Raw genomic sequence first — 26,298 nt, 5'->3', positions numbered from 1 at the left:
CACCAAGGCATGGCAAGCCCGCGACGGTAATTGCGGATGTTACGGTGCAAGTCGATACACGTCATATACTTCATCGCCCGACGCAGTCCGCAGTGTCGCGAGCTTGGTCGTTGCCGCGCGGAACTTGGCGATGTCGTCCGGATCGAGGATCAGCGGCCCGAACGTGCCGCGATCGATGACCGTGCGCTGCCCGATATCGTCGAGCGACGCGGAGAGCAGGATAACGACCGGCCTGCGCGTAGCCGCGGTGAGGCGCTTTGCAGTCGCGAGCAGCCGACCCGGGCTCATCGGCGCGGTCTCGGCCAGCGTCATCGGCACGAGCGACGTGAACCGATCGCGCCGCACGGACCAGGTCGGATTCGCGCCGTAATAGGCGATGCTCTCGATCAGGAAGTCCGGATCTGCGATCACGGCCGACCGGGACAGGCCCTTGGTCGCGAGCAGGTCGACGAGCGCTTTCGCCTCGCCCTGCGGCTGCGCCTTCGCCGCCTGGACGACGGCGCGCGCGGTCGCGGGAAGCTGCGCGGCGAGCAGAGCGAGAAAGGCTATCCGGCCGATCCGCTCTGCGCGGCGGGTGAATACCGTGTCGTGCCAGCCGCCGAACCCCTTCGCCGTCAGCCAGTGCAACACGACGAAGAACACAATCAGCAACGCGTCGTGGCGATAGTGGCCCGGGTAGACGAACACGAACAGCAGTTGCAGCCCAGCCAGCGCCGCGATCGCCGCGACGAGGGCGGCGGGGCGGCGCGCAAAGGCGGCGACGCTGCCGGTAACGAGCACCGCCGCCAGGATCGTGACCGGCAGGCTCGCGTTGAAATTGCCGAAAATCCGCTGGAACTCGACGCCGGGTATGAGGTGGAGCAACGTCTGACCGAAACTCCGATGCACGGCGGCGGGTGCGTCCTCGACCGACGGATAGACCGACACGAACGCGAGCAACGCCCCAGCGGCGGCGACGATCATCGCGGTGAGCCATTGCCGCTTCGCCCGGCTCCAGCCCCATCCCTCCTGCACGATCAGGTCGCCTAGCCAGAAGATACCGAACGCGCCGGCCAGCACGACTGAATGGACGTTGGCATTGCACAGCAGGAACAGCAGGCCGCCCAGGATGAGCGTCGGATAACGGCCGCGCTCCCGAACCCGTGGATAAGTGCAGGCGACGAGCAACAGCAGCAGCATCGCGAGCCCGTAGTTCCGCGCCATCACCACATAGTCGAACGTCGCGAACCCGCCGAACAGCGTCAGGATCATCACCGGCAAGGACAGGCGGGCGACGAACACCAGGATCGCCGCGGCAACGATGCCGATCGCCAGCGCGAGGCCGGGCAGGACGAGTTTCGTCCCCAGCAGGTCGGTGCCGAACCGGAGCAGCACATGCCAGAGCAATGGATGCCCGTAACCGCGCGCCGCCGCCGGCATGTCGAGGATCGACGCCCCTTGCGTCGCGAGGCTGAGAGCGCGGACCTCGTCGCGCCACATCACATGATGCGCGACCAGGAACGCGACGAGCGCGAGCCAAATGATGAAGATCAGGAGGCGTAGCGGCCAATGGCGTGCCGGCGGTCGCGCGGCGCTATCCTCTGCGGGAAACAGCCCGTCCGCCAGTCCCCACAATCGCGCCGAACCGATCGCGCGGGCCATCAGCGGCGCGACAGCCGGGCCGGCCTCCGCAGCAACCGCGTCATCCGCCCACGCAGCGCATGATGCGCGCCAGGGCTAGCATCCGACTCGCGATAGGTGATCGCGATCGCGATCAACAGGAAGACTTCGACGAGCGACGCGGTGTTCAGCAACGTGGATTCGGCCAGATTATGCCCGGCGCAGAAGATGATGATCGCCACCAGCAGCGATCGCCGCGGCTTGCCGATCGACTGGCTGAGCAGCAGCCGCAGCAACGGCCAGACGATCATCACGACGATCGCCAACACCAGGCCGGGCAGGCCGATCGTGACGAGCAGGTCGAGAAAGCCGTTATGCCCATGCGCGGCATAGACCGCGACCCAACCACTGGTCAGCGTCCAGATCGGACTGTCCGGGCCGATCTGCCAGAACGAACTGAAACCGGCGCCGGTCCAGAGATGCTCGCGCGCATATTCGAACAACAGCGGCCAGATCGCGCCGCGGCCAGTCAAGGCACCGGGATCGTTGACGAAATCGCTCAACGCCGTGAGGTTTACGAACAGGATCTGCAACGCCAGCCCGACGACCATCGCCAGGCAAATCCCGACGGCGAAGCGGTGGCTGGCATCATAGGGCCGGATCGCAAAACCCATCGCCAGCGCAAGGACGAGCGACAATTCCGACGTGCTCGAATGCGTATAATACAGGAAGATCGTCGCCGCCGCGATCACCAGCGCGGAAACGATCCGCGGGAACTGCCGGTTGTCGAACGTAAAGAACAGCACGGTGAACGCGCACGCTGCCCCAGCGACGTTCTTGTGCGGGATGATTCCGCGCCAGTCACCGACCACCGACGATTCCTCGCCGAACACTTCCGAATGGATGCCGTACGGCGTCAAGAACACCATCAGGTAATTGATGATCAGCACCGCGATCAACACGTAGCGAATGAGCTTCAATGCGCGTTCGGTACCGAGATCGTTGATCTGCCGGAACGTCACCCAGACCACGAGCGCGGTCAGCGTAATCCGCCGGAACGAGATGAACGGCGCGATCGCCCAGGTCACCGAGAAGAAGCAATAGGCGAGCAACAGCGCAAGTCCGAGGGGAATGCAGAACAGTTGACGCTTGCTCGGCATGCCGCTGCCCGCGAGCAGCATCACGAAGATGACGACGTGCAGCACCTGGTTGGCCGCGTCGCCTTGGCCGATCGCCCCGGAAAACGCCCATTCCTGGAACGCCGACGTGCCGACCAGCACCAGCGCGAGGAACACCACGAAACACGCATTGGCGATGGCATAGCGCCGCCGCGTACGCAGGCGCGTCGCGCGTTGCTGGGGCGTGATCGGCCCCGCTGCGGGTCGTCGCGCTACGTTGATCGCCGTCGCCATGACCTGTTCCTATCGCGCCGGTGCCGCGGGAGCCAGTACCGCCTCGTACCGATCCAGCATTCGCGCGTTCGACGCCTCGGCGCCCAGCCGCGCGGCGAGATTCGCCCAGTGCGCCCGGCGTGCGGGATCGTCCTGCAATCCCCGAAGCGCAGCCGCCAGCGCGGCCGGGTCGTCGAGCGGCACGACGATCCCGCACCGCGTTCCGTCGCGGGCGGTGATGCCCTCGACCTGCACCGGCACGTCCGACACGACCAGCGGCAGGCCTAGCCGCGCCGCCTCGATCAACGCGAGGCTGTGTCCTTCGTAGCGGCTAACCTGGACGAAGACGTCGGCGGACGCAGCCTTGGCGAGCGCGGCGTCGCGCGGGATCAGGCCGGCGAACGTCACGCGGTCGCCGAGGTTCAGGTCCGCGACGAGCGTGCGCAACACCGCCTCGTCCTCGCCGCCGCCGACGATCTCCAGATCCGCGCCCGGCACTTCAGCCATCGCGCGGATCAGCATCGGATAGTTCTTCTGGTGTGACAGCCGCCCCAGCGCGACGACGCGCAACCGGTCGCCCGCCGCCTTTGCCCGAGGCAAGGCGTCGAGGACGCGTTCGACCCGCTCCGACAACGCGTTGTGGATCGTGAGCGTCCGCGCGCGATAGGTCGCGGGCTTGTGCGCCAGCGTCGCGCCGACCGCGTCCGACACGCTGATGATCCCGGCGACGCACGGTAGGCTGCCGGTCCAGCCGTCGATCCGGTCGAGCAGGCGGTTATGCGTATCGGTCGGCGAGTGATGCGACAGGAACACCCGGGTGCGCACGCGCGCGATCGTCACCGCGAGCGGGAGCAGCACGTTCGCGGCAGGCATCGCCGACACGACCGCGGCAGGTCGCTCGCGGCGCAGATAGCGGACCAGCGCCGCGAACGTGCGGATCGCGGCGAGGACCGATCGCGGGCGGGCGTCGACGACATGGTGCCAGACCGCCATGTCGACGCCTTCGCCCTCCGCATCGGCCGGCGGATAGAGGACGAAGCGCTTCACCGGATGGCCGCGTGCGATCAGTCCCTCGGCGATGTCGTCCCAGAGTTCGCGCAAGCCGCCGGCCGTCGAATGCGTCATCGTAAAATGGATAGCGCCGGTTCGAGCCGTCATGCCGGCCCGTTCAGTGCCGCGACGGTGTGCGCCGACAGCCAGGCGCGATCCTCGGCATCGTCACGCACCCAGCGATCGATCATCTCGCCCCATTTGACCGGGTTCTGCATCCGGTGCCACGCCGCCGCCGACCCTTGCGACACCCGCGCATACAGCGCCGGATTGGTCATCAGCCGCGCGATCGCATCCGCCAGCGCGCGTGGCTTGCCGGCGGCGAACACCAGCGCGCTCTCGCCGTCCTCCAGATGACCGCGGAACATCGGATGGTCCGACGCGATCACCGGCGTGCGCGAGGCGAGCCCTTCGAACAGCGTCAGCGGCAGGCCTTCGGGGAAATTGTGGCGGCTGGGGACGACTACGGCGTCGGCGTCTTGCATCATCGCCGGGATCGCACCGTTTGGGACGAGCCCGAGGAACCGGACACGGTCCGCAACGCCGAGGCGTGTCGCGAGCGCCGCGAATTTCTCCGTTGCGCCGAGGCCCGCTACGTCGAGCCGGACGTCGAGCCGGTCCTTCAGCAACGCCACCGCGCGGACCAGGTCGCCGACGCCCTTCTTGGCGCTGATCGAGCCGACGAACAGCAGCGTGAAGGGCGGTCCCGACGCATGTACTTTGCTGGCCTGAGTCTCGGGCGTGCGATCGTGCGGGAAGTCCCACGCCAGCACCTTGTCCGCACGCAAACCGATCCCGACCAGCGCCCTCGCGGCGTTGGCACCGTGATTGGCGACCAGCGTCACGCGGGGATCGTTGAGCAGCTTCGGCAGCCGCCGGAACCTGACCCAGCGATAATAGAGATTGGCGAACGAATCCGCCATGATCACGCCCAGCCGGACGTCGTGCTCGATCCCCCAGCGGATCAAATGCAGCATCGGCCCGAACACGATCAGGTGGCTTGGCGCGAACCGTTCGATCAACGCCAGCACCGGTGCGGGATCCTGGTCCGGGTTGGTATCCGCGCCGATCACCGTCACGCCGCTGTCGAGCGTCTCCCAATAGGAGGGCGCGAGCGAGCACAGGAACCCGACCGCCTCGTACTGCGCCTGCCACGCGGCGAGCTGGTCGAGGACATAGCCGTGGCCGTAATAGGTCTCGCCACCGGTGGCGCGGCGCAGGCGATCGGCCTCCCGGTAGTCGCCGGCATAATGGACGATCAGCAGCCGGGTCATCCGATCCTCCCAAGGCCCGCCAGCGGCGTGCCGAGCCCGAGTTGCCAACGTGCCGCCAGCATCACCGCGAATACCGCGCAGGCCACCCCGATCGCGAGCGCGTCCTGCCGCCAGAAGCTCATCCGCACGCGGTGCAGGCCGACCGCGATATAGCCATATTGCAGCAGCTCGGTGACCGCGACCGCGACGACCGCGCCGGGAAAGCCCGCCAACCGGTGGCCGGTCGGCAGCAATATGGCGAGCGTCGCCAGCCGCATCATGTTCGCGACGCTCGCATAAAAGGGCCGCCCCGCGCTGAGCAGCAACGCCTCGTTGAGGTTGGACAATACCGCGAATACCGCACCGCCGAGCAGCACCGACAGCATCCAGCTTGCCGCCTGGTAGCGCGGGTCGTAGATTACCAGGATCAGGCCGTCCGCTACCGATGCCGCCAGTGCCAGTGCCGCGCAGACGCCGAGCGTGAACACCGCGCGCGAGCCGGCGATCGCCGCCATCTGCCCCGCCCGGTCGCCTTCGGAGACGCTGGCGAGTGCGGGGAAGATGATCTGATAGCTCATCCGCCGCGCGAGCGTGGTCGGCAGCTCGGCGATCGCGCGCGCGATGCCGTAGATGCCGAGCAGCGCGAGCGGCGCGACCCGGCCGAGATACAGCCGGTCGAGATTGGTCGCGGCGTACATCACCAGCGAGGTGATCGCGATCCACTTGCCGAAATGGACGATCCGCCGGACGATTTCGCGGTCGAACCGGAGGCGCTGGCCGGGATCGGGCAGCAGGTAGCTCAGCGCCGAGCGGATCGCGACCGCGAGGACGAGGCCGATGACCGGCGCCCAGACCGAGCGTAGCCATGCCGCCAGCGCGACCTGCACCGCGAACGCCAGCGCCTCGCACGACAGTTCGAACAGGTTGCGGCGGCGGACCTCCATCTGCTTGACCAGAACGAAGATCGCGGTCGAGTGCGCGCCACCGATCATCGGCGACAGCGCCGCGACCAGGAAGATGCGGACGTCGATGCCGTAAGCGTGCGCGAGGAACGGCGCGGCGATCAGGAAGACCAGGCTCAACAGCACGCCGCGCAGCAGTTGCAGCGTCCAGGCGGTGTCGCGGAACTGGCGGCCGAGCCCGTCGCGGTGGTGGATGATGTTCTGCTCGATCCCGACATCGGTCAGCAATTCGACGCCGAGCCGGATCGCGTTGACGACCACCATCACGCCCAGGATTTCCGGCGCGAGCAGATAGGCAAGGACGATGTTGAGCCCGAACTTCAGCCCGGCGGACACGACGAAGGTGCCCGCGGTCCAGACGAACTTGCCGAGATAGCCGGACGCGGTGCTCATCGCTCCGGCGCGGACAGGTCGCGCGCGGCAACGGGCGCACCGGCGGGGCGGCGGGCTCGTACGAGGCCCTGAAGCATGCCGATCGCGATCACGTTCCACGTCACCAGCGAGTAGATCCCGACTCGCAGGCTCCGGCGGCGCATCGTCAGGAACGCCAAGGGCAGCAGCACGACCGCAAGCAGGGCGATCCCCTGCCCCATCGCCAGCGCGACGAGCATCGCCAGCCACCAGCCATAGACGATCACGCTGTAGCGCAATTGGGCGAACCCGCGCAGGACCTGCGCCCAGTGTGGGCGCCCCCAGGCGGCGCGGATCACTTCGCCCGGCCCGCCGGCATAGCCGGTGCGCAACCGTCGCCACATCAGCTGGTAGCCGCCGGTCGCGTGCCCGTGATGCTCGACCGCGGGCACGTCGATCCGCGCCAGTCGCCAGCCGTCAGCGCGCAACCGGGCGCCGAGCTCGTATTCCTCGAACGCGTGGAGGTTGCGGTCCGCGAAATGCCCGACGCGCTGCACGGCGGCGACGCGGTACAGACCGCCGCAATCGAGCCGGTCGACATCGCCCGCCACCGCGCTTCCCTTCACGCGATCGTTGCGCGCGCGCAGTTCGAACTCGATGCTGTCGGTGTTGACCTCGCGCACCCGGCCACCGACCGCGGCGTGGCGGGGTTTTGCATCGAGGAAGGCGATGCCCGCTTCGAGGAAGCCGGGGTCGAGGACCATGTCGCCGTCGAGCAGGTAGAAATAGTCGACGCCGGGGGTCTCGGACGCAGCCTGGAACGCGAGTTGTGCCCCCGTGCCGCAGGACCGCTCGGCAGGATCGGCGAGCTGCGCGATCCGCGTGCCGGGATGTGCCTGCGCCAGTTCTATCGTCGCGTCGGACGATCCGCAGTCCGCGAGCACAACCAGACCGCCGCCGACACGGTCGAGTGCGGCGCGCGCGCTGCCGATCGCGGCGTCGATATGCGCCGCCTCGTTCAGCGCCTTGATCCCGATTGCGACCGTCACTCTGCCCCCGTATCCCCACGCGAGCGATAGCGTGCCAGATACGCGGACGCCATCGCCTCTGGACTGAAGCTGCGGGCGAGGTCTGCGCCGTAACGTGCCGCGGTCTCGCGTGCGGCCGCGGGATCGTCGATCACCGCCGCCAGTTGCGCGCCGATCCCCGCGACGTCGTCGACTGGGGCCTTGAACGGATAGTCGGCCGGGATCGCCTCATCGAGGCCTGGAGCGTCGGTCGTCACCAGCGCGATGCCTGCCATCAATACCTCGAGTGGGAGCAGCGCGAACCCTTCGAACCGCGACGGCAACAGGACCGCGTCATACTCTTGCAGGCGTTCGGACAGGCGCTCGATCGGCACAGTCATCCGAACGTCCCAGCCCTCCAGGCCCTCCGCTAATCCTTGCGCCACCGCGTCTCGCATTGCGCCGGAGCCGGCGATCGTCACCACGACGTCGCGGCGCATCGTTCGCGCGTGGGCCTCGCGGAGGATGGCAGGCAGCAGGTCGGCGCCCTTCTGGTGGACGAGCCGTCCCGCGAACAACAGGCGTACCGAGCCCTCTTCCCGCACGATCGGAAAAGCCGCCGGTGGCGACACGCCGTTGTAGATGACGTCGGCGAGCGGTCGGCGCCCGCGCGTGACGATCGCCGCGTCAGCGTTGGCGGCGTTACGCGACACCGCCACCGCATCGCCCTTGGCGAGACGCTGCGTCACCCATCGGCCGATGCCGCCCCAGGCGATCCACAACTCGCTATTGTGGACGGTGCGCAGCAACGGCGTGCGGCGGACACGCCGCGAGATCAGCCCCGCCACCGCCAGCGTCAGCTCCGGTATCTCGGTATGGACATGGATCAGGTCGGGCCGCTGTTCGGCGACCGCACGCGCGAGCGAGCGCGCCGCAAAGACCACGCCACCCGACTTGAAGCCGCGCGCCGTGCCGAACCGGAACGGCACGCCCCAGCGCGCCAGCCGCTCGACCATGTCCTGCCCGACCTTGCTCAACGGCGACTGGCGCAGCACCGCGAACAGCGAGAACTCGACCCGGTCGCGCAGGGCATCGATCAACCCCAGCGCGACGTTCTCGGCACCGCCCATGTCGAGATGCGTGATGACGTGCATCACCCGAAGGCGCGGCGCACCCGCCGCTTGCGAAGGCTCGTCGTTCGTACCCGTCACCAGATGATCCGCCCCCCGCCGCCGTCTGCGCGTAGCAACGCCCGGCAGGCACGTCCATGCCGGCCCTAGCAGCATGCCGCCACCCGCTATAGACCGACGGCGCAAGTGGGGGCGTCGGTACAGGTGAGCGAGAGCATAGCGACAGGATCGGCTGCGACCGCAGGCACGCGAACGCCCGCGCCGCAGGACGGACGCGCGCTCCGCTATCGGCCGGATATCGACGGACTGCGCGCGCTCGCGATCCTGCCCATCCTGCTCCTGCACTGCGGCGTGACGAAGTTGCGGGGCGGGTTCGTCGGGGTCGACATCTTCTTCGTGATTTCCGGGTTCCTGATCACCGCGATCATGGTGCGCGACATCGCCGAGGAGCGCTTCTCGATCGCGCGCTTCTATCGCCACCGGATCGTCCGCATCCTGCCTGCGCTGCTCGTGATGATGACCGTCACGCTGGCGCTCGGCTGCGTGCTCCTGCTGCCCAACCAGTTGCGCGATCTCGGACGCAGCGCGGCGGCGACCAGCGTGTTCGGGTCGAATTTCTATTTCTACCTGACGTCGGACTATTTCGCGGCGGCGTCCGACGCCAAGCCGCTCGTCCATACCTGGTCGCTCGCGGTGGAGGAGCAATTCTACCTGCTCTACCCGCTGCTTCTGTGGTCGCTCCGGGGGCTCTCCCGGCAGCGTCTCGCGCAGGTCATCGCCAGCCTCGCACTCGCCTCGTTCGCGATCGGAGGATGGCTGGCGACGACCTACCCTTCCGCTGCGTTCTTCCTGCTGCCCGCGCGAATCTGGGAATTGTCGCTTGGCGCGCTGGTCGCGCTTGGCGCCGTACCGACGATCGCGAACCGATCGATCCGAGCGACCCTGTGCATCCTCGCCATCGCAGTGATCGCCGCGAGTTGCATCGCGATCAGCAGCGGCTGGCCGTTTCCCGTGCCCTTCGCGCTGCCCCCCGCGGTCGCGGCCGCGGTGCTGCTGGCGTATGGCGGCGAGGGTCCGACGGCACGACTGCTCGGGGCATGGCCGCTGCGGGCGATCGGATTGATCTCCTATTCGGCGTATCTCTGGCATCGCCCGATCATCGCCTTCTACTCGATCCGGCATGGCTCGACGCTCGCGCCGGTCGAGACTTTCGGACTGCTCTGCGCATCGCTTGGCGCAGCTTGGCTGAGCTTTGCGCTGATAGAGCGCCCGGCGAGCAGGCGTTGGCGTAGTGGATCGGGGCTCGTCCCGCATGTCGTCGCGGTCGTGCTGCTTGCGGCGCTGGCGATCGCCGGGCTGACGATCGCCGCCAGGGCCGACGACATTCGGCCACTCTCGCCGCGTCAGGCGCTGGCCGCCAGCTATCTCGGCTGGGACTCGACGGAGGCGGGCAAACGGCAATTCAGCACCGATCGCTGCTTCGTCCTGCCGACCGGCCGCGGCTTCTCGCCCGATTGCCTGCGATTATCGGCGACCAAGCCCAACATCGCGCTGTTCGGCGACAGCCACGGTGCGCATTTCTCGCAGGCGCTGCACACGCTGCTGCCGAGCGCGAACATGGTGCAGGTGACCGCGGCGGGCTGTCGGCCGCTACTGCACGGGAAGGGCCTGCCGACCTGTCGCACGACCATGGATGCCGCGTTCGGCACACTGAATTTCAAGCGGATCGACACGGTCGTGCTGTCCGCACGGTGGCTAGACTTCGAACAGCCAGCGTTGCTCGATACGATCCGCTGGCTGCGGACGCGAGGAACGCGGGTCCTGGTGATCGGGCCCTCGGTCGAATACGACGCGGACCTGCCTGCGTTGATCGTGCGATCGGACGCGGACGGCGACCCGACGCTCGCGGACGGGTTTCGACTGATGGACCGTATCGCGCTCGATCGCGCGATGGCCGGGCCGGTCCGCGCAGCGGGCGCCGATTACGCCTCTGCCATCGACACGGAGTGCACCGGCACGACCTGCCGCCTGACCACCGCTGACGGCACGCCGCTACACTTCGATCATTCGCACTTCACGCCGGCCGGCGCACAGGCTGCGCTGGCGACGATCCTCGCACGTCACCCGGTCATTCGCCCGCGGTAAGCACCGGGCGATGCTTGCGCTTGCGGCGACGCAGTTCGCGCATGACGTCGTCGCCAGCCTGCTTCACCGGCGCCGTCCGCTTGTCGTCCATCGTGCAATAATGCGCGAGCGCGACCGCGAAGAAGAAGATCGTGCTGACGATGCCGTCGCGCTCGAACAGGCCGCTCTCGGTGATGTTGTGGCCGATGCAGAACATCAGCATCGCCGAGATCAGCGCGCCCCGCCCCTTCGCGACGTCCGCGCTCGCGAGCAGCCTCCCCAACGGCCACACCGCCATCGCGAAGACCATCAGCAGTACGCCTGGAATACCGACCGTCACGAGCTGGTCGATATACCCCGAATGGCCGACGGTGATCTTGGTGACATAGCCATGGCCGTATTCGAACACCGGGCTGCTGCCCTCGATGTTCCAGAACGACCCGAAGCCTGCGCCGAGCAGGGGATGATCGCCGGCATAGTTCAGCAGCGCCCCCCAGATCTGGCCGCGGCCGGTAAATGCCTTTGGCTGGAGGAAGTTGGACTGGACCATGTCGGCATAGGCGCTGGTCAGGAACCAGAAAACCGACCCGACGATCATCAGGATCGGGATGATGTAGCGACGCAGGCGGATGCTGACCGTCTCGAAGACGATGCCGCCGACCGAGGCGAGCACCACCATGCCGCCCGACGTCTTCGACTGCGACCGGAACAGGAAATATCCCGCCACCAGGATCGCGAAGATGCGGATCGTCGGTCGGATCCGCTTCGCATCGAACAGGAACATGATGATGCACAACGCACACACCGCGCCGGCGAAGTTCTTGTGGCCGAGAAAGCCGCGCCAGTTGCCGATCAGCGCCATCGCCTGCTCTTCGCCCGCAAGATGAATGCCTACCATCGGATCCAGCACGACCACGAGATACGAGATCAGGATCGCGGCGAGCAGCGAATAGCGAAGCAGGTCGACGTTCAGTTGATAGCCGCCGTGCCGGACGAGACTGAACACCATCCACGCGACCAGCGTCGTCAGGAATACACGGCGGAATGCGGTGCCCGGGTCGAGCGCCCAGGATACGCTGATCCAGCACCATGCGAGTGCCAGCAGCATCGGCCAGGTGAACGCGACCAGCGACTTCGGACTCGCCGAGGGGCGGATCGCGAAGATCGTGCCGGCCAGGATCGCGAGATAGCCGATCTGTCGTATGGCGCTCCCGTCGCCGCCATTGCCGCCCTCGACATTGGTCATGATCGGACCGAGCATCACCAGGGAAATCAGCGCGATGATCGCGATCCGCAGCGGCATCAGGCGATCGCCGACGCTTCTCAGCATCGGCGCGTCGTCGTCCGCATTGCCCTTGCCGAGCTTGGCGAGCCAGTCGCTGCCCGAATAGGCGTCCGCCTTCGACAGCGCCTTCGCGGTCCCGCCCATGCCGGAGGATCGGTTCGCGCGTTCGGATCGGTTCGCGCCGTCGGGACCTGAAAGCATGCGGAAACTCTCTCGATAGGATGCATCGCAGCTACGACACGTGCCGAACAGGTTGCGCGATAGCTATCGACGCGGCCGACGATACGCACGCGACCGTCACCCGAGTTCTATCCGCCGCGACGACAGGCGTCCAGCCGTCAGCGCCCGATGATATCTTCACTGTGCTTGCTTTGTTCATGCTCGGAAACTTGAATTGCGAGCAGCCAAAGTGAACCGATCTTCAACCGTTCGCGCTTCCAATGTCGATTTTTACAATTTAATGTGCTGAAAACGTATCTGGATGGTTGAACCCAATGTCGCACGCCGTTACGGCGTCCGCAGACAATGGAGTATACTATGGCCGAAGATACCACCGACCTGAATGCCGTCGAGCTGGCAACAGAATTGACGATCGCATGGCTCGGCAACCCGAATACCCGGAGTTCGGCTGATGACGTTCCCGCGTTTCTCGGCAAGATGCATGAGACCGTCGCGACGTTGCTCGGCACCACGATCGAAGCTGCTCCGGTCGAAGCTGCCGCGGAACACACGCCTGCCGTAACGGCACGCAAATCGCTCGCGTCGAAGGATCACATCATCTCGATGATCGACGGCAAGTCGTACAAGACCTTGCGCCGTCACCTCGCGACGCACGGCATGACGCCGGCCGAGTACCGCGAACGCTACGGCCTGAAGCCCGATTACCCGATGGTCGCCGAGAACTACTCGGAGAGCCGTCGTGCGATGGCGAAGAAGATCGGCCTCGGACGCAAGCCCGGCCCGCGCAAGACCGAATCGGCGCCTGCCCAGCAGACGACGACACGCAAGCGCAAGACGGACACTGCCGCCGCCGCCGAATAAGCGACGCAGCCAGTGACGACAAAAAGGACCGGCGCCTCGCGGCACCGGTCCTTTTTTGTTGCGCCTACCGTGGGAACGCGGCGCGTTACTTGGCGAAGATCCCTCGCCTGTAGAGCAACGTGATCGCAACGCGGCGATTGCGCGGGTCGGCAGGGTCTTTCACGATCAGCGGTTCGCGGTCGGCGACGCCTTCGATCCGCTCGAACCGTTGCTCGGGCGTACCACCCGACAACAGCCGCCGCCGCGTTGCCTCGGCGCGGCCTGACGAGAGCATCCAGTTGTTCATCGCGCGCGGGTCGCCATACGGCACGCTGTCGGTATGGCCGCGGATCATGATCGGGTTCTGCATGCCCTGCACCGAGCCTGCGATCATGCCGATCAACGCCGACGCTTCCGGATCGAGCGCGGTCGTGCCGAGCGCGAACATCGAATAGTCCGCGTCGTCGACCAGATCGATCCGCATGCCGTCTTGGGTCGGCACGAAGCGGACATGGTTTTGCAGGCGCGACAGTTTCGCATTGCCCGACATCTCGCCGAGCACGCGCCGACGCAGCGCCTGGAAGTTTTTCTGGTCTTCCTTGGTCAGCGCATCGCGGCTTTTCAGCGAACCCTTGGGCCCCGTCCCCGCCGATGGCCCACCGAGCCCCGCATCGGGGATCGCAAGCTGCGCCATGCTGGTCTGTCCTGGCTTCGGCCCGATGCGATTCTTGTCGAGGATCGATTCGCCACCGAAGAGCCCTCCGCCGCCGATCCCTAGCGACCGCGTGTTGAGAATGGTCGGCGCGAAGTAATCGGCGATGCCCTTGCGCTGTTTCTCGGTGGTCGCACCGACGATCCACAGCAACAGGAAGAACGCCATCATCGCGGTCACGAAATCGGCATAGGCGACTTTCCACGCGCCGCCGTGATGGCCGCCATGCCCCTCGATATAGATCTTCTTGACGATGACCTTGGGCGGCTGGTTCGTCCCATGAGGCGCACGCGCGGCCACCGGATTACTTGCCCCTCAGCCCGTCGAAGACTTCGGCGAAGCCCGGCTGGTTCTTGTGCGCGATGCCCGAGCGTGCGGCCTCGATGACCAGCGGCTGCGGATGGCCGTGCAGCGAGGCGATGATGATCTGCTTCACGACGTCGTAGATCGACGCGTCGGCATCGAGCACCTGCTTCAACCGATTCGCGAGCGGCGCGACGATACCGTAGGCGAGCAGCACGCCCATGAACGTGCCGACCAGCGCCGAGCCGATCATCGCGCCGAGGATCGACGGTGGCTTGTCGATCGAGCCCATCGTCTTCACCACGCCGAGCACCGCCGCGACGATGCCGAGCGCCGGCAGCGCATCGGCGAGGCTGGCGAGCGTGCCGTGCGCGGCCTCCTCCTCGTGATGATGCGTCTTGATCGAGTGGTCCATCACCTCCTCGACCGCGTGCACGTCGAGCGTCCCCGACGACACCACCACCAGGCGCAGCGTATCGGCGATCAGGTTGACGAGCGCCTTGTCCTTCAGAAGCTTCGGGTATTCCGCGAACACGGCGGAGGACTGCGGATCCTCGACATGCGGCTCGAGCGCGATCGGCCCATCCATCCGCAGCATCTTCATCAGCTTGCTGACGAGGAAGATGACATCGAGATAATCCTGCTTCTTGTACTTCGGACCCTTGAAGACCTTCCCCAGGCCAGCGCCGAGGCCCTTCAGCTCCTTGCCCGAATTGCCGATGATCAGCGCGCCGGCCGCGGCACCGCCGATGATCAGCATCTCGTGCGGGATCGCCTCCATGACGGGGCCGAGCGCGCCGCCGGTGAACGCGAATCCGCCAAACACCATGACGAGCAGGACGACGATGCCGATGACCGGAAACATGGTGTTCGAAATTCCCCCAGGGCCGACAGCGGCACTTGCGTCGCCACAGAATTAACCGCCTTTGGTAGCCAACCGGTTACCAAGACGACGTCGCGCGCGATTAAATTCGGATCAGCGCAGATAATCGAACAGCGACAGCGCCGAGAGCTTCGAGAAGCTCGCCTGCGTCGCCGACAGGATCGTCATCGTCTTCTGCAACTCGACCACCGTCGTGGTGATGTCGGTATCTTCCAGCCCCGACCGGGTCGCCTCGCGGTCCGCCGCGACATCGGTCAGCCGCGATGCCTCCATATCGACGCGCGCGGCACGCGCGCCGAGCGAGGCCTGCACCGTCGACACCTGGTCCGACGCGGCGCCGATGTCGGCGAGCGACGTATCGAGCGAACTCGCCTTGAAATCGTCTGATTGCAGCGCGGTCGCGATCGCCGAGAGCATGGCGAGCGTATTGGTGCCGCCCTCGATGCTGCCATCGGGCTTGGCCTTGCCGCCAACGGTGAAGATGCGCGCGGCGGTTTCGTTTGCCTGGACGGTCTGGCCGTCGCCGATCGGGATGCCCGATACCGGCTTCGAGGCGAGCGCGTAGCTGCCGCCCGCAGCGACTGCAGGCGCACCGTCGGCGCCGCCAAAAAGCGCCTGCCCGCGGGCGTCTTTGGCGTTGGCGAGGTTGGTCAACGTCGCGACGAGGCCGGCGATCTGCTCGCCGATCGCCTTGCGGTTCGCCGCGTTCAGCGTGCCGGTCTTCGCCTGCGTCACCAGCTCGGTCGCGCTCTGGAGCTGGTCGGTGATCGCGGAGAGGCTGGTGTCGCCCTGCTTCAACACCGATTCGGCGGTGCCGAGATTGGCGGCATAGGCCTTGTCGTCGACGGCATCGCGCTTGATCCCGGCAAGCCGCTGATACGCGGCGCTGTCCGACGACGGCGCCGACAGCTTGGTCCCGGTCGAGATCTGGTTCTGCAACGACTCCGCCTTAGCGCCGAGCGAAGTCATCGACGCCGAAGCGCGGTCGTAGAAGAGGCGGGTCGCGATCTGCATGGGCGTTACCGTAGATCGAAGATGGTCTGGAGCGTGTCGCGCGCGGTCTGGATCACGCGGCTCGACGCCTGATAGGCCTGCTGGAAGCGGAGCAGGTCGACCGCTTCGCTATCGAGATCGACGCCCGACGCGGATGCGAGCGCGCTGACCGCACCGTCGCGGATCGCGGTCTGCGCATCGGCGACCACCTTGCGCTGTTCGAGCGCGGCGGCGTTGCCGGCGATCAGCGTCGTGGTGCGCGTTTCGAAGCCACCGCTGGAGCGGGCTACCTGCAACACGGAGAGATTGGACGCATCGCGCTTGCCGCCGGTGGCGCTCGCCGCAGCGATCCCGCGTCCGTCGGCGAGTGAAACCGAGAGGTCGGTCGGCGTGCCACCGGTGGCGAACATCGGAGCCCCCGCATTGCCGTCGAGGTCGCGACCCTGCGCCTGCACCGCGTTGATCTTGCTCGTGAAGTCGGTGGCGATCGCATTGAGCGACCCACGCGCCGCGGCGATCCGCTGTGCGCCTTCCGCGAACCCGGCAAGCGCGCCGCCGGTTGGCGACAGCGCAGACGTGACGTTGCCGCGCGTCACCGCGAACTGGACCGCGCCCTCGTCGTTGCGCGCATAGGACGCTTGCGCGCTCTCGCCGCCCGCGACGAAGACCGAGCCCGCCGCGCCACCGAGCCGGACTGTCGTACGCCCGAGATCGTCGAACGACGTGGTGATGTCGGTGATCGTGCTCATCTGCTCGAGCATCTGGTCGCGCTGGTCGGCGAGTTGCGCCGCTGTCGACGAGCCCGGCGCGGTGCGCGCGATGCCGTCGTTGATCTTGGCAAGCGCAGTGCCGAGCGCATTGAGCGACTGCACCGCCTGCGATGCGGTCGAATCGAGATCGGCCGCCGCTGTATCGAGCGCCGCGCCGGTCGCGCTGAACGCCGCCGCCGCCGTGCCGGCCGATTCGAGCATCACCGCACGCGCCGGCTCCGAGGTCGGATCGGCGGCGAGCTTCTGCGCGGACGTGAAGAAGCTGGTGAGCCGGTCGCCGAGCTGGTTGTTGCCCAGCGCCGTCTCGATCCGGTTCATCCAGGTGACGCCGGCCTCGGTCTTGGCGAGATCGGTGCCGGCCGAGCGGACCGCCTGCGACCGGTATGCATCGGCGCTGCGGCCGATCCCCGTGACCGTGACGCCGTTGCTGCTGACCGACTTTTGCGCGTTCAGCCCGCCATTGACCGACGACACTTCGGAAAGCGTGGTCGTCCGCCGGGTATAGCCCGCATTGCCGGTGTTCGCGATGTTCTCCGACACCGTGGACAGCGCGGTCTGGTACGCGCGCACGCCCGAGGCGCCGATCGAGAGGAGATCGCTCATGGCGGCGAGTCTGCCGCGCCCTGGTTAAGATCGGATTGAGACTTGGCGAGAAAATCGGTCATCGCCTTGCCGATGCCGAGCGGCGTGTGCTCGGCCATCGACTTCGCGATCAGCCCGTCCTGCATGTCGGTGAAGGTGTCGATCGCCTTCGAATCGAACAGCGGATCGGCGAGTTTCGCCTGGCGCATGCTCTTCAGCATCATGCCGGTAAAGACCGCCTCGAACTTCTCCCCCGCCTTGTCGAGATTGTCCTTCGACTTGAGGCGGCTCGTGTCGGTCGAGATCCCGGTCGTGGGCGCGGCTGCGGGTGCGTTGAGCGGGCTCACAGGACGATCAACTCGGCCTTGAGCGCGCCGGCTTCCTTCAGCGCCTCGAGGATCGCGACCAGATCGGCCGGCGAAGCGCCGATCGCGTTGACCGCCTTGACGATGTCGGCGAGCTTGGGGCCGGGGTTCAGCAGGAACATCGGGCGACGCTCCTCCTCGACCGCGACGCGGCTGTTCGGCGTGATCGCGGTCTGGCCCTGGCTGAACGGCGCGGGCTGGCTGACCTGCGGCTTCTCGTCGATCCGCACCGTCATCTTGCCGTGCGTGATCGCCGCAGGCCCCACGCGGACCGCCGAATTGATGACGACGGTGCCGGTGCGCGCGTTGACGATCACCTTGGCGGATGGTTCGGCAGAGACGACGTCGAGATTCTCGATCGTCGACATCAGCGTCGCGCGGATGTCGGCACCGATCGGTGCACGCACCGCGACGGAGACCGCGTCGATCGCCTGCGCGCTGCCGAAGCCAAGCTTCGAGTTGATCGCACCGGCGACGTTCTGCGCGGTGGTGAAATCGGCGCGCGCGAGATTAAAGGTGAGAGTCGGCGCGCTGTCGAACCCAGTGGCGACCGCGCGTTCGACGGTCGCACCCTCGGGAATGCGCCCGGTCGAGGGCACGTTGACGACGATCTTCGACCCATCCGCGCCCTCTGCACCCAGCCCGCCGACCGCCAGGTTGCCCTGTGCCATCGCGTAGATCTGGTTATCCGCACCGAGCAGCGGCGTCATGATCAGGCTGCCGCCGCGGAGCGACTTGGCCTTGCCCATCGAGGCGACGGTGATGTCGAGGCGCTGGCCGGGCTTGGCGAACGGCGGCAGTTCGGCGGTGATCATCACCACCGCCGCGTTTTTCATGCCGGGGTTCGCGGACGGCGGCAGTTGCAGGCCGAAGCGCGATGCGACGGCCTTCAACGACTGCACGGTGTATTCGAGATTGTCGTCGCCGGTGCCGGGCAGGCCGACGACGATGCCGTAGCCGGTCAGCTGGTTCGAACGGATACCCTGGAACCCGCCGAGGTCCTTGATCCGGTCGGCCGAGGCCGGCGCGGCGATCAGGCAACCGGCGAGGATAGCTAAGAGAAAGCGGATCATGGGAAACCTCAAGCCGGAACGCGTGCCCTCACCCTTCGCCGCCTTCGGCGTCTCTCCCTCTCCCCTGAGGGGAGAGGGAAGGGGCCCGGCCGGCGCTTGCCGGGTGGGAAGGGTTAGGGCACGCCGGACCATCAGAACGGGCTGACGACGGAGAAGAAGCGGCTGAGCCACCCCTGGCGGCCGGCGCGGGCGACGTCGCCCTTGCCGGTGTACGAGATCTGCGCGTCGGCGACCCGCGTCGACAGCACGCGGTTGTTCGCGTCGACGTCGGCGGTGCGGACCAGGCCCTTGATCTTGAGGAACTCGTCGCCGCGGTTGAGCGTGACGCGCTTCTGGCCCTGCACCAGCATCGTCCCGTTGGGATAGACTTGCGCCACCGTGACGCTGACTTCACCCGACAGCGAGTTGGTCTGGTCGGCCGCGCCTGTGCCGTTGAAACTACGCCCGCCGCTGAGCGTCGCGTCGCTCTTGTTGAACAGGTTGAGGAAGCCGGTGGTCGGCGGCGTGATGCTGCCCGAGCCATTGCTGTCGAGTTTCGACCCCGACGACTTCGACGCGGCGGTGCGCTCGACCAGCACGATCGTCAGCGGATCGCCGACTTTACGCGCGCGCCAGCCTTCGTACAGCGCGGCATAGCCGTCCTGCGCCTGGAAGATCGAGCCCGTCGCGACGACCGGCACCGGCTGGACCGGCAAGGGCCGCGCGACCGAGAAATCCTCGGGCGGCGCCTTCTTGCCGAACAGGCTGGCATCCACTGGGGACGCGCCGAGCCCGGCGATGAGAAGCGTGCCGACGAGCGCGGCGATAGGGGCGTTACGCATCACAGGTTCTGGTTGACGTATTTGAGCATGTCGTCGGTCGCCGAGATCATCTTCGAATTGACCTCGTACGCGCGCTGCGTCTCGATCATGTCGACCAGTTCCTCGACGACGTTGACGTTCGACGCCTCGAGCATGCCCTGCTTGATGCCGCCGCGCCCGTCCTGGCCGGCGACGCCGACGTTCGCCGCGCCGCTGGCCGCAGTCTCGACGAGGTAATTGTCGCCGGTCGCCTGGAGCCCTGCCCCGTTCGGGAAGCTGGCGACCTGGATCTGGCCGATCTGCGACGCCTCGGTCTGGCCGGGGACCATCGCCGACACGGTGCCGTCGCGGCCGATCGTGATCCCCGTCGTCCCCTCGGGCACGGTGATGCCGGGCTGCACCTGATAGCCTTCGCTGGTGACCAGCAGGCCTTCGGCGGAGCGCGAGAAATTGCCGGCGCGGGTGTAGCCGAGCGTGCCGCCGGGCATCTGCACCTGGAAATAGCCGTCGCCGTCGAGCGCGAGGTCGAGGCTGTTGCCGGTCGTCTGCATCGCGCCCTGCGTGTCGATCCGCGCGGTGCCCTGGATACGGACGCCGGTGCCGAGGTTGAGCCCGGTCGCGTATTTGGTCTCGGCGGTGCTCTGCGTGCCGGGCGTCGTGACGGTCTGGTAGGCGAGCGTCTCGAACGCCGCACGGTCCTTCTTGAAGCCCGTGGTGTTCACGTTGGCGAGATTGTTCGAGATGACGCGCATGCGCATGTCCTGGGCGTCGAGCCCGGTGCGCGCGATATGCATGGCTGCGGATGACATTCGTCTGTTCCTTCTAGCTCGGCAGGCGCATCAGCGATGCACCGCTCTCGTCGATTTCCTTGGCGGATTTCATCATGTTGGCCTGGACTTCGTAGCTGCGCTGGTTCTCGATCATGTCGACCAGCGCCTGCGTCATGTTGACGTTCGATCCCTCGATCGCGCCGCCCTGAACCTTGGCGTCCATGTCCTCGGGCAGCGCCCCGCCGCCGCGCACGCGCAGAAGGTTGTCGAGGCCCTTGACCGTGTCCGACCCCTTGGTGTCGGCGAGCTTGAGCTTGTCGATCACCTGCGTATCCTTCGCATCGCCACCCTGCGGCACGATCGAGATCGTCCCGTCGGCCGAGATCGTCAGCGACTGGTAGGGCGGCAGGGTGATCGGCCCCCCCGAACCGATCACCGGATGCCCGTCGCCGGTCTGCAGCACGCCCGATGGCGCGACCTCCAGGTCACCGCGGCGGGTGTACGCCTCCGATCCGTCCGACGCCTGCACCGCCAGCCACGCAGTGGTGCCGGTGATCGCGACGTCGAGCGGACGCCCGGTCAACTGGATCGCGCCGGGCGATCGATCGGCGTCGGTCACCTCTTCCGAGGTCGGCGCGCGCGCCTCGATCGTCGAGCCGTCGCCCTTCAGGTTGAGCCGGTCGAACACCACGCGATCGGCGCGGAAGCCGGTGGTCGACGCGTTCGCCATGTTGTTGGCGATCGCCGCCTGCGCCGCCATGTGCGCGCGCAGGCCTGTCGCCGCGGTGTAGACCAGCTTGTCCATTCAGAATCCCCTGCTCGCTCTTGCTTAGCTGCGGATGTTGAAGATGGTTTCGGAGATCTGGTTGGCGGTATCCAAGGCCTTCGAGTTCGCCTGGAAGTTGCGCTGTGCCGCGATCAGGTTGACCAGCTCCTCGGTGATGTCGACGTTCGATCCCTCGATCGTCCCCGACATCAGCTTGCCGAAGCCGTTGGTGTCGGCCGAACCGAGCTTCGCCGAGCCGGAAATGCCCGTCGACTGCCAATAGCTGCTGCCGAGCTGTCGCAGGCCTTCGGGGTTCGAGAAGTTCGCCAGCATCACTTGCCCCAGCACTTGCGTGTCGCCGTTCGAGAAGCTCGCATTGACGAGGCCCTTCTCGTCGACCGTCACACCCTGGATCTGGCCGACCGCCTTGCCGTCCTGCGTCCGCGAGGCGACGTTGAACGCGCTCGACAGCTGCGTCGTGCCGCTGCCGAAGGTGAAGGCGATCGCCTGCGGATCGGTCGAGTTCGCGGTGGTGAACTGGTCGAACTTGATCGCGGCGGTCGGCGCGGTCATCTTGCCGGTCGGGTCGAACGTCATCGCCGTCCCGGCGGTGCCGTTCGTCGTCAGCTCCTTGTCGCCGACGAAGCTGTGGACTTCCCAGGTGCTGTTCGCGTTGGTGGTCGTCGGCGCCGAGGTGCGCTTGAAATAGTTAGTCAGCGTCATCGCGTTGCCACTGGCATCGTACACCGTGGTCTGCGCGGACTGGTTGTAGCTCGACGGATCGAACCGGTCGAACGTTGCCGTCGTCGGCAGCGCCGAATTGGCGTTGAGGTTGAGGGTCATCGTAACCGCCGAAGTCGGCACCGGCGTCCCGCTCGTCTCCGGCAGGCGCAGGCTGACCGCGGAATCGGAGCCGGTCGCGACCACCGCGCCCGAGCCGTCGACCGGGAACACCTGCAGATGCGAGCCCTGCGAGTCGACGACATAGCGGTTCGAGTCGACCAGGAAGCCGCCGTTGCGCGTATAGTTGATCGAGGCGGATTCGATGCTCGGCTTGACCGCGAAGAAGCCGTCGCCCGACACCGCGAGATCGAGGCTGTTCGAGGTCTGGATCAGGCTGCCTTGCGCGAACTGCTGGCGATTGGCCTGGACGATCGCGCCCGAGCCGATCTGCTGCGACGGCGCGACCGACACGCTCGACGCGATCACGTCGGCGAATTCGGTGCGACTCTTCTTGAAGCCGTTGGTCGCGACGTTCGCGAGATTGTGCGAGATCGTCGACATCTCGGCTTGCGAGGCCTGAAGACCCGAGAGCGAAGTATAGAAGGACATGGCGATTTAGCTCCTGGAAACTCTGGGTTCAGCCGATCTGGCGGACGGCGCTGGCGGGGATCTCGCCGAGGCCGGGAAGCGTGAGGATGGCGGCGCCGGTGGTGGTCGACACCGACTGGACGGGGGACCAGACCAGGCCGGTCGCGCCGACCGTGGTGCCGGCGTTCTGCGCGGCGACCTGAACCGTGAACGGGCCGTTGCCGGCGTCCGCACCGGCGGCGTCCCTGCCGTCCCAGTCATAGCCGATCGTGCCCTTGGCCTGCTTGCCGAGCGACATGGTCTTCAAGACCGCACCGTTCGCATCACTGATCGTGACGTTGACGTCGGTCGCGGCGCCGGCGAGCTCGACCGAACCGGCGATGCCGCCGGCTGCGCGACCATAGGCGGTGCTGCCCGGGGTCAGGACGGTCTTACCGACATAGCCGAGCGCCTCGCCAGTGCTGGTGACGCCCAGCTTGTCGGCGATCGCCTTCATCGTCGTGTTCATCTCGGAGATGCCCGAGGTGGTCGAGATCTGCGCCATCTGCGCGACCATCTGGGTGTTGTCGACCGGATTGAACGGGTCCTGGTTCTGCATCTGCGCGGTCATCAGCTTCAGGAAGTCGGACTGGCCGAGCGACGTCGACGACTTGGTCGTTGTGGTCGCCGCGGCGGTCGAAGTGCGCGTGATGCCGAGGTTGGACAGCGTGGTATCGAACGATGTTGCCATGATCAGCGGCCTAGCTTGAGGGTATCGATGATGAGCGACTTGGCCGTGTTCATCACCTCGATGTTGTTCTGGTAGCTGCGGGCGGTCTCCATCATGTCGACCATCTCGCGGGTTTCATCGACCGCCGCCTCGAAGATGTTGCCATCCTTGTCGGCCATCGGATTGTCGGGGTCGTAGCGCTTGGTCGGCGCTTCACCGGCGGTGACGACGCGCTCGACGTCGACCGTCGACATACCGCTGGCGGCGTCGAAGCTGGTGCGGAACACCGGCTTCATCGTCTTGTACGCGGTCTCCGCGGAGCCGGTGGTGCCACCGGCATTGGCGAGGTTCGACGCCGTCGTGTTCATCCGGACGAGCTGCGCGGACATTGCGCGGCCGGCGACCTGGAAGATCGTCATGGGCTGGTTGGACACGGCTTACTCCCCCTTCAGCGCGCGGGTGATCTGGCCGATCCGCCCGTTCAGGAACGACAGCGTCGTCTGATACTGGACGGCGTTCTCGGCGAAGGCGGTCTGCTCCTGGCTCAGCTCGACGGTGTTGCCGTCCATCGAGGTCTGCGTCGGGATGCGGTATTTCGTGGCCGCATTGGTGCTGCCGTCGTTCTCGACCGAGGCGAGCGCGGACTGGAAATCGATGTCGCGCGCCTTGAAGCCGGGCGTCGAGGCGTTGGCGATGTTCGACGCCAGCACACCCATGCGCTGCGACCGCACCTCGAGTGCCGCCCCGTGAACTCCGAAAAGCGTGTCGCCTGACACAAGCCCGTCTCCTGGCGCATCATTGCGCAACCGGACACAAGCAATGGGCGTGCCAGTTTTGGTGGCGAGGGTGGGGGATGGTGGTTTGCCGGGCGGTGGCGGGCTGGCGGCAAGGTGAGCGGCAAGAGGTTGCCGGTGTTGCAGGGGTGGGCGGCAAAGAGGTTGCCGGTTGGCGTGTTTGGGGCGGCAACCGAACCACTGCCTCCTGCCTCACTATGTTTCCCCGCGAAGGCGGGGACCCAGTCTGGGCTCCCGCCTTCGCGGGAGAACAAGGAAGCGGGTGCTGCTGCTCACCCACTGCCACCACCCCGGCGAAGGCCGGGGCCCAATTGGAGAGGTCACAGTAACGAAGCGCCCCCTCAGTTAGCCACGTCCCCCAACTGGGCCCCGGCCTTCGCCGGGGTGGCGGTTGAGTGGCCACCGGCATCACCCTTCTTCCCCCCTCCCTCGTGAAGGGAGGGGGGAAGAAGGGTGGGCTACTTGGCGAACTCCGCGGCCTGTAACGAGCCCACCCACCCCTAGCCCCTCCCTTCACGAGGGAGGGGAACAGAAAATTACGCCAATCCGGCACACCCCTTGCATCATCCCACGCACATGATCACGCTCGCCCAACTCCTCGACCCCGCAGCACTCGCCATCGTCGGTGGCGGGACGACGCTCGCCGTCGTCCTCCGCACCCCCCTCCGCGACCTCGGCCGAGCACTCGCCGCCGTGACCACGCTCGGCCGCGGCCGGTTCGATGCCGAGCCTCTCCTTCTCCAGATCACCGCCCTCGCCCGCATCGCCAAGCGCCACGGCGTGATGGCGCTCGATCGCTCGGTCATCACCGACGCCGACGTCGCCGCGGGGATCGCCGCGATCGTCGACGGCGCCTCCGCGACCGACGTCGCGACGCTTGTCCAACATCGCCGCCGCGCCCGCATCGAGCGCCACGTCGCCGCCGCCGACGTCTGGGCCGGCGCCGCCGAGGTCGCGCCGGCGATGGGCATGGTCGGCACGCTGATCGGCCTGGCGCAGATGTTCGCGACGATGAGCGATCCCGGCGCGATCGGCGGCGCGATGGCGGTCGCGCTGCTCGCCACGCTGTACGGCGCGCTGTTTGCCAATTTGCTCTTCATGCCGATCGCCAACCGCCTCCGCGCGCAAGGGCGTAACGAGGCGTTCGAGCGGGCACGGATTGAAGCGCCACTGGTAGCGCTTGCCGAACGCGAGACGCCGCGCGGCTATGTCGCGCCCAGTTCGCCGCCGACGCTGGCCACTGTCGCATGAACGCCAACGAATATCCCGACGCGCCAACCGGCAAGCCGCTCTGGCTGATCACGCTCGCCGACCTCGCCTTGCTGCTGGTCGGCTTCCTCGTGCTCCTGCAAGCCACGCAGCATATCGGCGGCAAGGATCTGGCCAAGGGTATCCGCGAAGGCTTCGGCGCGAACGACACCGAGCCGACGCCGATGCCCGTCGCCGCGGCCGGCATCCTCGATTTTGCACCCGGATCGGCGATCCTGCCGACCACGCCGGGCGCGCTCGTCGCCTGGGCGCGCGAGGCGGCGCGCGATCCCCGCGTCATGCTCACCGTCACCGGATCGACCGACGGGACGGCCGCCGATATCGACCGCGTCACCGGCAGCGCCGCGATTCTCGCCGCCGACCGCGCGCGCACCGTCGCCGCCGCGCTCGCCGCGGTTGCACCGTCTCGCGTCGCGATTGTCACCGCCACCAAGCCCGGCCGCCGTGCCGCCATCGTCTCCGTCGCCTTTGTCGGCGAAGCCCCAAGGACCGCTCAATGATCATCCCGTTCCTGCTCATGGCCGCAAGCTTCCAGGATACCGCCGCGCTCGACGCCTCGGTCGCCGCGTTCACCGGTCGCCCGACCGGCGCCGAGGGCGGCGCGCGCACGCCGGTCGATGCGCGGTTGCGGCTCGCGACCTGCTCGACGGTGTCGCTGTCGTGGCGCTCCGAACAGCATGACGCGGTCGTCGTGTCGTGCGCGGGGCCGGCGTGGCGGATCTTCGTGCCCGTCATCCGCCCGGCCAGTGCGCCTGCCGCAATCGCCGCCTCGTTCGCCCCCGCCGCGAAGGCCCCACCCGTCATCAAGCGCGGCGATCCGATCGTCATCGAGGCCGGCACCGAAGGCTTCTCGATCAGCCGCGAAGGCGTCGCGATGGGCGATGCCGCGCCCGGCGGGCACTTCATGGTCAAGGTCGACGACACCCGCACCCCGGTCCAGGCGATCGCGGTCGACGCCGGTCGCGCGACGCTGCCCGGCTGGTCGAACTAAGCCTGATCGAACTAATTTCAGACGAACAGATTAAT

At 67.0% G+C, this 26,298-nt stretch carries 26 protein-coding genes; 5 read left to right on the top strand and 21 right to left on the bottom strand.

The genetic code is table 11. From position 1 onward, the window contains the following. Positions 1–39: 39 nt before the first annotated feature. From AC59GX_RS00605 to AC59GX_RS00575, 7 genes are read right to left on the bottom strand one after another with little or no spacing between them, the layout of a single operon-like run. A complete protein-coding gene (locus tag AC59GX_RS00605; protein WP_426282781.1) occupies positions 40–1,641 on the bottom strand; it encodes a hypothetical protein in 1,602 nt (533 codons plus the stop codon). Next, positions 1,641–3,011, bottom strand: coding sequence for an O-antigen ligase family protein (locus tag AC59GX_RS00600; protein ID WP_426282782.1), 1,371 nt, complete (start codon positions 3,009–3,011; stop codon positions 1,641–1,643). The genes AC59GX_RS00605 and AC59GX_RS00600 overlap by 1 nt, the downstream gene beginning before the upstream one ends. A 9-nt stretch (positions 3,012–3,020) precedes the next feature. Next, the gene (locus AC59GX_RS00595; RefSeq protein WP_426282783.1) at positions 3,021–4,115 is read right to left on the bottom strand and encodes a glycosyltransferase; all 1,095 of its coding nucleotides are present in this window, start codon (positions 4,113–4,115) and stop codon (positions 3,021–3,023) included. A gap of 29 nt (positions 4,116–4,144) precedes the next feature. Continuing rightward, a complete protein-coding gene (locus tag AC59GX_RS00590; protein ID WP_426282784.1) occupies positions 4,145–5,314 on the bottom strand; it encodes a glycosyltransferase in 1,170 nt (389 codons plus the stop codon). Beyond that, the gene (locus AC59GX_RS00585) at positions 5,311–6,648 is read right to left on the bottom strand and encodes an oligosaccharide flippase family protein (protein ID WP_426282785.1); all 1,338 of its coding nucleotides are present in this window, start codon (positions 6,646–6,648) and stop codon (positions 5,311–5,313) included. Before AC59GX_RS00585 ends, AC59GX_RS00590 begins: the two co-directional genes overlap by 4 nt. Then, complete coding sequence (locus tag AC59GX_RS00580) at positions 6,645–7,655, bottom strand: glycosyltransferase family 2 protein (protein WP_497300579.1); 1,011 nt, start codon at positions 7,653–7,655, stop codon at positions 6,645–6,647. The genes AC59GX_RS00585 and AC59GX_RS00580 overlap by 4 nt, the downstream gene beginning before the upstream one ends. After that, positions 7,652–8,824 (bottom strand): glycosyltransferase family 4 protein, encoded by a 1,173-nt coding sequence (locus AC59GX_RS00575; protein ID WP_426282787.1) that lies wholly within the window; start codon positions 8,822–8,824, stop codon positions 7,652–7,654. The genes AC59GX_RS00580 and AC59GX_RS00575 overlap by 4 nt, the downstream gene beginning before the upstream one ends. Before the next feature lie 123 nt (positions 8,825–8,947). On the opposite strand from AC59GX_RS00575, the gene AC59GX_RS00570 reads away from it, so the two are divergent. Next, positions 8,948–10,888 (top strand): acyltransferase family protein, encoded by a 1,941-nt coding sequence (locus AC59GX_RS00570; RefSeq protein ID WP_426282788.1) that lies wholly within the window; start codon positions 8,948–8,950, stop codon positions 10,886–10,888. On the opposite strand, the gene AC59GX_RS00565 is transcribed toward AC59GX_RS00570, so the two are convergent. Further along, positions 10,872–12,353: an O-antigen ligase family protein gene (locus AC59GX_RS00565; RefSeq protein ID WP_497300577.1), complete on the bottom strand. Its 1,482-nt coding sequence runs from the start codon at positions 12,351–12,353 to the stop codon at positions 10,872–10,874. The genes AC59GX_RS00570 and AC59GX_RS00565 overlap by 17 nt on opposite strands. A 336-nt stretch (positions 12,354–12,689) precedes the next feature. Here AC59GX_RS00565 and AC59GX_RS00560 point away from each other — a divergent pair, with 336 nt between their 5' ends. Then, positions 12,690–13,193 carry a Ros/MucR family transcriptional regulator gene (locus AC59GX_RS00560; protein WP_497300576.1) on the top strand — a complete coding sequence of 168 codons (504 nt, stop codon included), beginning with the start codon at positions 12,690–12,692 and terminating at the stop codon, positions 13,191–13,193. Positions 13,194–13,278: 85 nt separating this feature from the next. On the opposite strand, the gene AC59GX_RS00555 is transcribed toward AC59GX_RS00560, so the two are convergent. From AC59GX_RS00555 to AC59GX_RS00495, 13 genes are all read right to left on the bottom strand, one after another. Beyond that, positions 13,279–14,184: a flagellar motor protein MotB gene (locus AC59GX_RS00555; protein WP_056061553.1), complete on the bottom strand. Its 906-nt coding sequence runs from the start codon at positions 14,182–14,184 to the stop codon at positions 13,279–13,281. 4 nt (positions 14,185–14,188) lie between these two features. Further along, positions 14,189–15,052: a flagellar motor stator protein MotA gene (motA, locus tag AC59GX_RS00550; RefSeq protein WP_056061555.1), complete on the bottom strand. Its 864-nt coding sequence runs from the start codon at positions 15,050–15,052 to the stop codon at positions 14,189–14,191. 111 nt (positions 15,053–15,163) lie between these two features. Then, a complete protein-coding gene (locus AC59GX_RS00545) occupies positions 15,164–16,084 on the bottom strand; it encodes a flagellin N-terminal helical domain-containing protein (RefSeq protein WP_426282791.1) in 921 nt (306 codons plus the stop codon). Between the two features lie 5 nt (positions 16,085–16,089). Next, the gene (flgK, locus tag AC59GX_RS00540) at positions 16,090–17,436 is read right to left on the bottom strand and encodes a flagellar hook-associated protein FlgK (protein ID WP_426282792.1); all 1,347 of its coding nucleotides are present in this window, start codon (positions 17,434–17,436) and stop codon (positions 16,090–16,092) included. Further along, on the bottom strand, positions 17,433–17,762 hold the full coding sequence (locus AC59GX_RS00535) for a rod-binding protein (RefSeq protein WP_426282793.1): 330 nt from the start codon (positions 17,760–17,762) through the stop codon (positions 17,433–17,435). Before AC59GX_RS00535 ends, flgK begins: the two co-directional genes overlap by 4 nt. Further along, positions 17,759–18,853 (bottom strand): flagellar basal body P-ring protein FlgI, encoded by a 1,095-nt coding sequence (locus AC59GX_RS00530; protein ID WP_426282794.1) that lies wholly within the window; start codon positions 18,851–18,853, stop codon positions 17,759–17,761. Before AC59GX_RS00530 ends, AC59GX_RS00535 begins: the two co-directional genes overlap by 4 nt. Before the next feature lie 131 nt (positions 18,854–18,984). After that, complete coding sequence (locus AC59GX_RS00525; protein WP_426282795.1) at positions 18,985–19,674, bottom strand: flagellar basal body L-ring protein FlgH; 690 nt, start codon at positions 19,672–19,674, stop codon at positions 18,985–18,987. Then, the gene (gene flgG / locus AC59GX_RS00520; RefSeq protein ID WP_056061573.1) at positions 19,674–20,462 is read right to left on the bottom strand and encodes a flagellar basal-body rod protein FlgG; all 789 of its coding nucleotides are present in this window, start codon (positions 20,460–20,462) and stop codon (positions 19,674–19,676) included. Before flgG ends, AC59GX_RS00525 begins: the two co-directional genes overlap by 1 nt. A 13-nt stretch (positions 20,463–20,475) precedes the next feature. Further along, positions 20,476–21,228 carry a flagellar basal-body rod protein FlgF gene (gene flgF, locus AC59GX_RS00515; protein ID WP_120299608.1) on the bottom strand — a complete coding sequence of 251 codons (753 nt, stop codon included), beginning with the start codon at positions 21,226–21,228 and terminating at the stop codon, positions 20,476–20,478. A gap of 24 nt (positions 21,229–21,252) precedes the next feature. Next, on the bottom strand, positions 21,253–22,521 hold the full coding sequence (locus tag AC59GX_RS00510; RefSeq protein WP_056061578.1) for a flagellar hook protein FlgE: 1,269 nt from the start codon (positions 22,519–22,521) through the stop codon (positions 21,253–21,255). Between the two features lie 28 nt (positions 22,522–22,549). Continuing rightward, the gene (locus AC59GX_RS00505; RefSeq protein WP_426282797.1) at positions 22,550–23,230 is read right to left on the bottom strand and encodes a flagellar hook assembly protein FlgD; all 681 of its coding nucleotides are present in this window, start codon (positions 23,228–23,230) and stop codon (positions 22,550–22,552) included. Between the two features lie 2 nt (positions 23,231–23,232). Then, complete coding sequence (flgC, locus tag AC59GX_RS00500) at positions 23,233–23,628, bottom strand: flagellar basal body rod protein FlgC (protein WP_107952494.1); 396 nt, start codon at positions 23,626–23,628, stop codon at positions 23,233–23,235. 18 nt (positions 23,629–23,646) lie between these two features. After that, positions 23,647–23,985, bottom strand: a complete 339-nt coding sequence (locus AC59GX_RS00495) for a flagellar basal body rod protein FlgB (RefSeq protein WP_279628692.1) — start codon at positions 23,983–23,985, stop codon at positions 23,647–23,649. A gap of 594 nt (positions 23,986–24,579) precedes the next feature. On the opposite strand from AC59GX_RS00495, the gene AC59GX_RS00490 reads away from it, so the two are divergent. From AC59GX_RS00490 to AC59GX_RS00480, 3 genes are read left to right on the top strand one after another with little or no spacing between them, the layout of a single operon-like run. Continuing rightward, entirely contained in the window at positions 24,580–25,254 is a 675-nt protein-coding gene (locus AC59GX_RS00490; protein ID WP_426282798.1) for a motility protein A, read from the top strand. Beyond that, complete coding sequence (locus AC59GX_RS00485; RefSeq protein ID WP_426282799.1) at positions 25,251–25,772, top strand: hypothetical protein; 522 nt, start codon at positions 25,251–25,253, stop codon at positions 25,770–25,772. Before AC59GX_RS00490 ends, AC59GX_RS00485 begins: the two co-directional genes overlap by 4 nt. After that, positions 25,769–26,263: a flagella basal body P-ring formation protein FlgA gene (locus tag AC59GX_RS00480; protein WP_426282800.1), complete on the top strand. Its 495-nt coding sequence runs from the start codon at positions 25,769–25,771 to the stop codon at positions 26,261–26,263. Before AC59GX_RS00485 ends, AC59GX_RS00480 begins: the two co-directional genes overlap by 4 nt. Positions 26,264–26,298: the final 35 nt, after the last annotated feature.

The organism is Sphingomonas sp. 320_CC, from assembly GCF_059691795.1.
This window is presented reverse-complemented; position numbering and strand designations above follow the sequence as displayed.

Bases quoted from the DNA above. Each gene is read 5' to 3' on its own strand.
- AC59GX_RS00600 (WP_426282782.1), bottom strand. From the start codon at position 3,011: ATGGCGACGGCGATCAACGTAGCGCGACGACCCGCAGCGGGGCCGATC.
- AC59GX_RS00530 (WP_426282794.1), bottom strand. From the start codon at position 18,853: ATGATCCGCTTTCTCTTAGCTATCCTCGCCGGTTGCCTGATCGCCGCG.
- AC59GX_RS00505 (WP_426282797.1), bottom strand. From the start codon at position 23,230: ATGGCAACATCGTTCGATACCACGCTGTCCAACCTCGGCATCACGCGC.
- AC59GX_RS00525 (WP_426282795.1), bottom strand. From the start codon at position 19,674: ATGCGTAACGCCCCTATCGCCGCGCTCGTCGGCACGCTTCTCATCGCC.
- AC59GX_RS00490 (WP_426282798.1), top strand. From the start codon at position 24,580: ATGATCACGCTCGCCCAACTCCTCGACCCCGCAGCACTCGCCATCGTC.
- AC59GX_RS00605 (WP_426282781.1), bottom strand. From the start codon at position 1,641: ATGGCCCGCGCGATCGGTTCGGCGCGATTGTGGGGACTGGCGGACGGG.
- AC59GX_RS00545 (WP_426282791.1), bottom strand. From the start codon at position 16,084: ATGCAGATCGCGACCCGCCTCTTCTACGACCGCGCTTCGGCGTCGATG.
- AC59GX_RS00485 (WP_426282799.1), top strand. From the start codon at position 25,251: ATGAACGCCAACGAATATCCCGACGCGCCAACCGGCAAGCCGCTCTGG.
- AC59GX_RS00590 (WP_426282784.1), bottom strand. From the start codon at position 5,314: ATGACCCGGCTGCTGATCGTCCATTATGCCGGCGACTACCGGGAGGCC.
- AC59GX_RS00565 (WP_497300577.1), bottom strand. From the start codon at position 12,353: ATGCTTTCAGGTCCCGACGGCGCGAACCGATCCGAACGCGCGAACCGA.
- AC59GX_RS00595 (WP_426282783.1), bottom strand. From the start codon at position 4,115: ATGACGCATTCGACGGCCGGCGGCTTGCGCGAACTCTGGGACGACATC.
- flgF (WP_120299608.1), bottom strand. From the start codon at position 21,228: ATGGACAAGCTGGTCTACACCGCGGCGACAGGCCTGCGCGCGCACATG.
- AC59GX_RS00510 (WP_056061578.1), bottom strand. From the start codon at position 22,521: ATGTCCTTCTATACTTCGCTCTCGGGTCTTCAGGCCTCGCAAGCCGAG.
- AC59GX_RS00560 (WP_497300576.1), top strand. From the start codon at position 12,690: ATGGCCGAAGATACCACCGACCTGAATGCCGTCGAGCTGGCAACAGAA.
- AC59GX_RS00585 (WP_426282785.1), bottom strand. From the start codon at position 6,648: ATGAGCACCGCGTCCGGCTATCTCGGCAAGTTCGTCTGGACCGCGGGC.
- flgC (WP_107952494.1), bottom strand. From the start codon at position 23,628: ATGACGATCTTCCAGGTCGCCGGCCGCGCAATGTCCGCGCAGCTCGTC.
- flgK (WP_426282792.1), bottom strand. From the start codon at position 17,436: ATGAGCGATCTCCTCTCGATCGGCGCCTCGGGCGTGCGCGCGTACCAG.
- flgG (WP_056061573.1), bottom strand. From the start codon at position 20,462: ATGTCATCCGCAGCCATGCATATCGCGCGCACCGGGCTCGACGCCCAG.
- motA (WP_056061555.1), bottom strand. From the start codon at position 15,052: ATGTTTCCGGTCATCGGCATCGTCGTCCTGCTCGTCATGGTGTTTGGC.
- AC59GX_RS00480 (WP_426282800.1), top strand. From the start codon at position 25,769: ATGATCATCCCGTTCCTGCTCATGGCCGCAAGCTTCCAGGATACCGCC.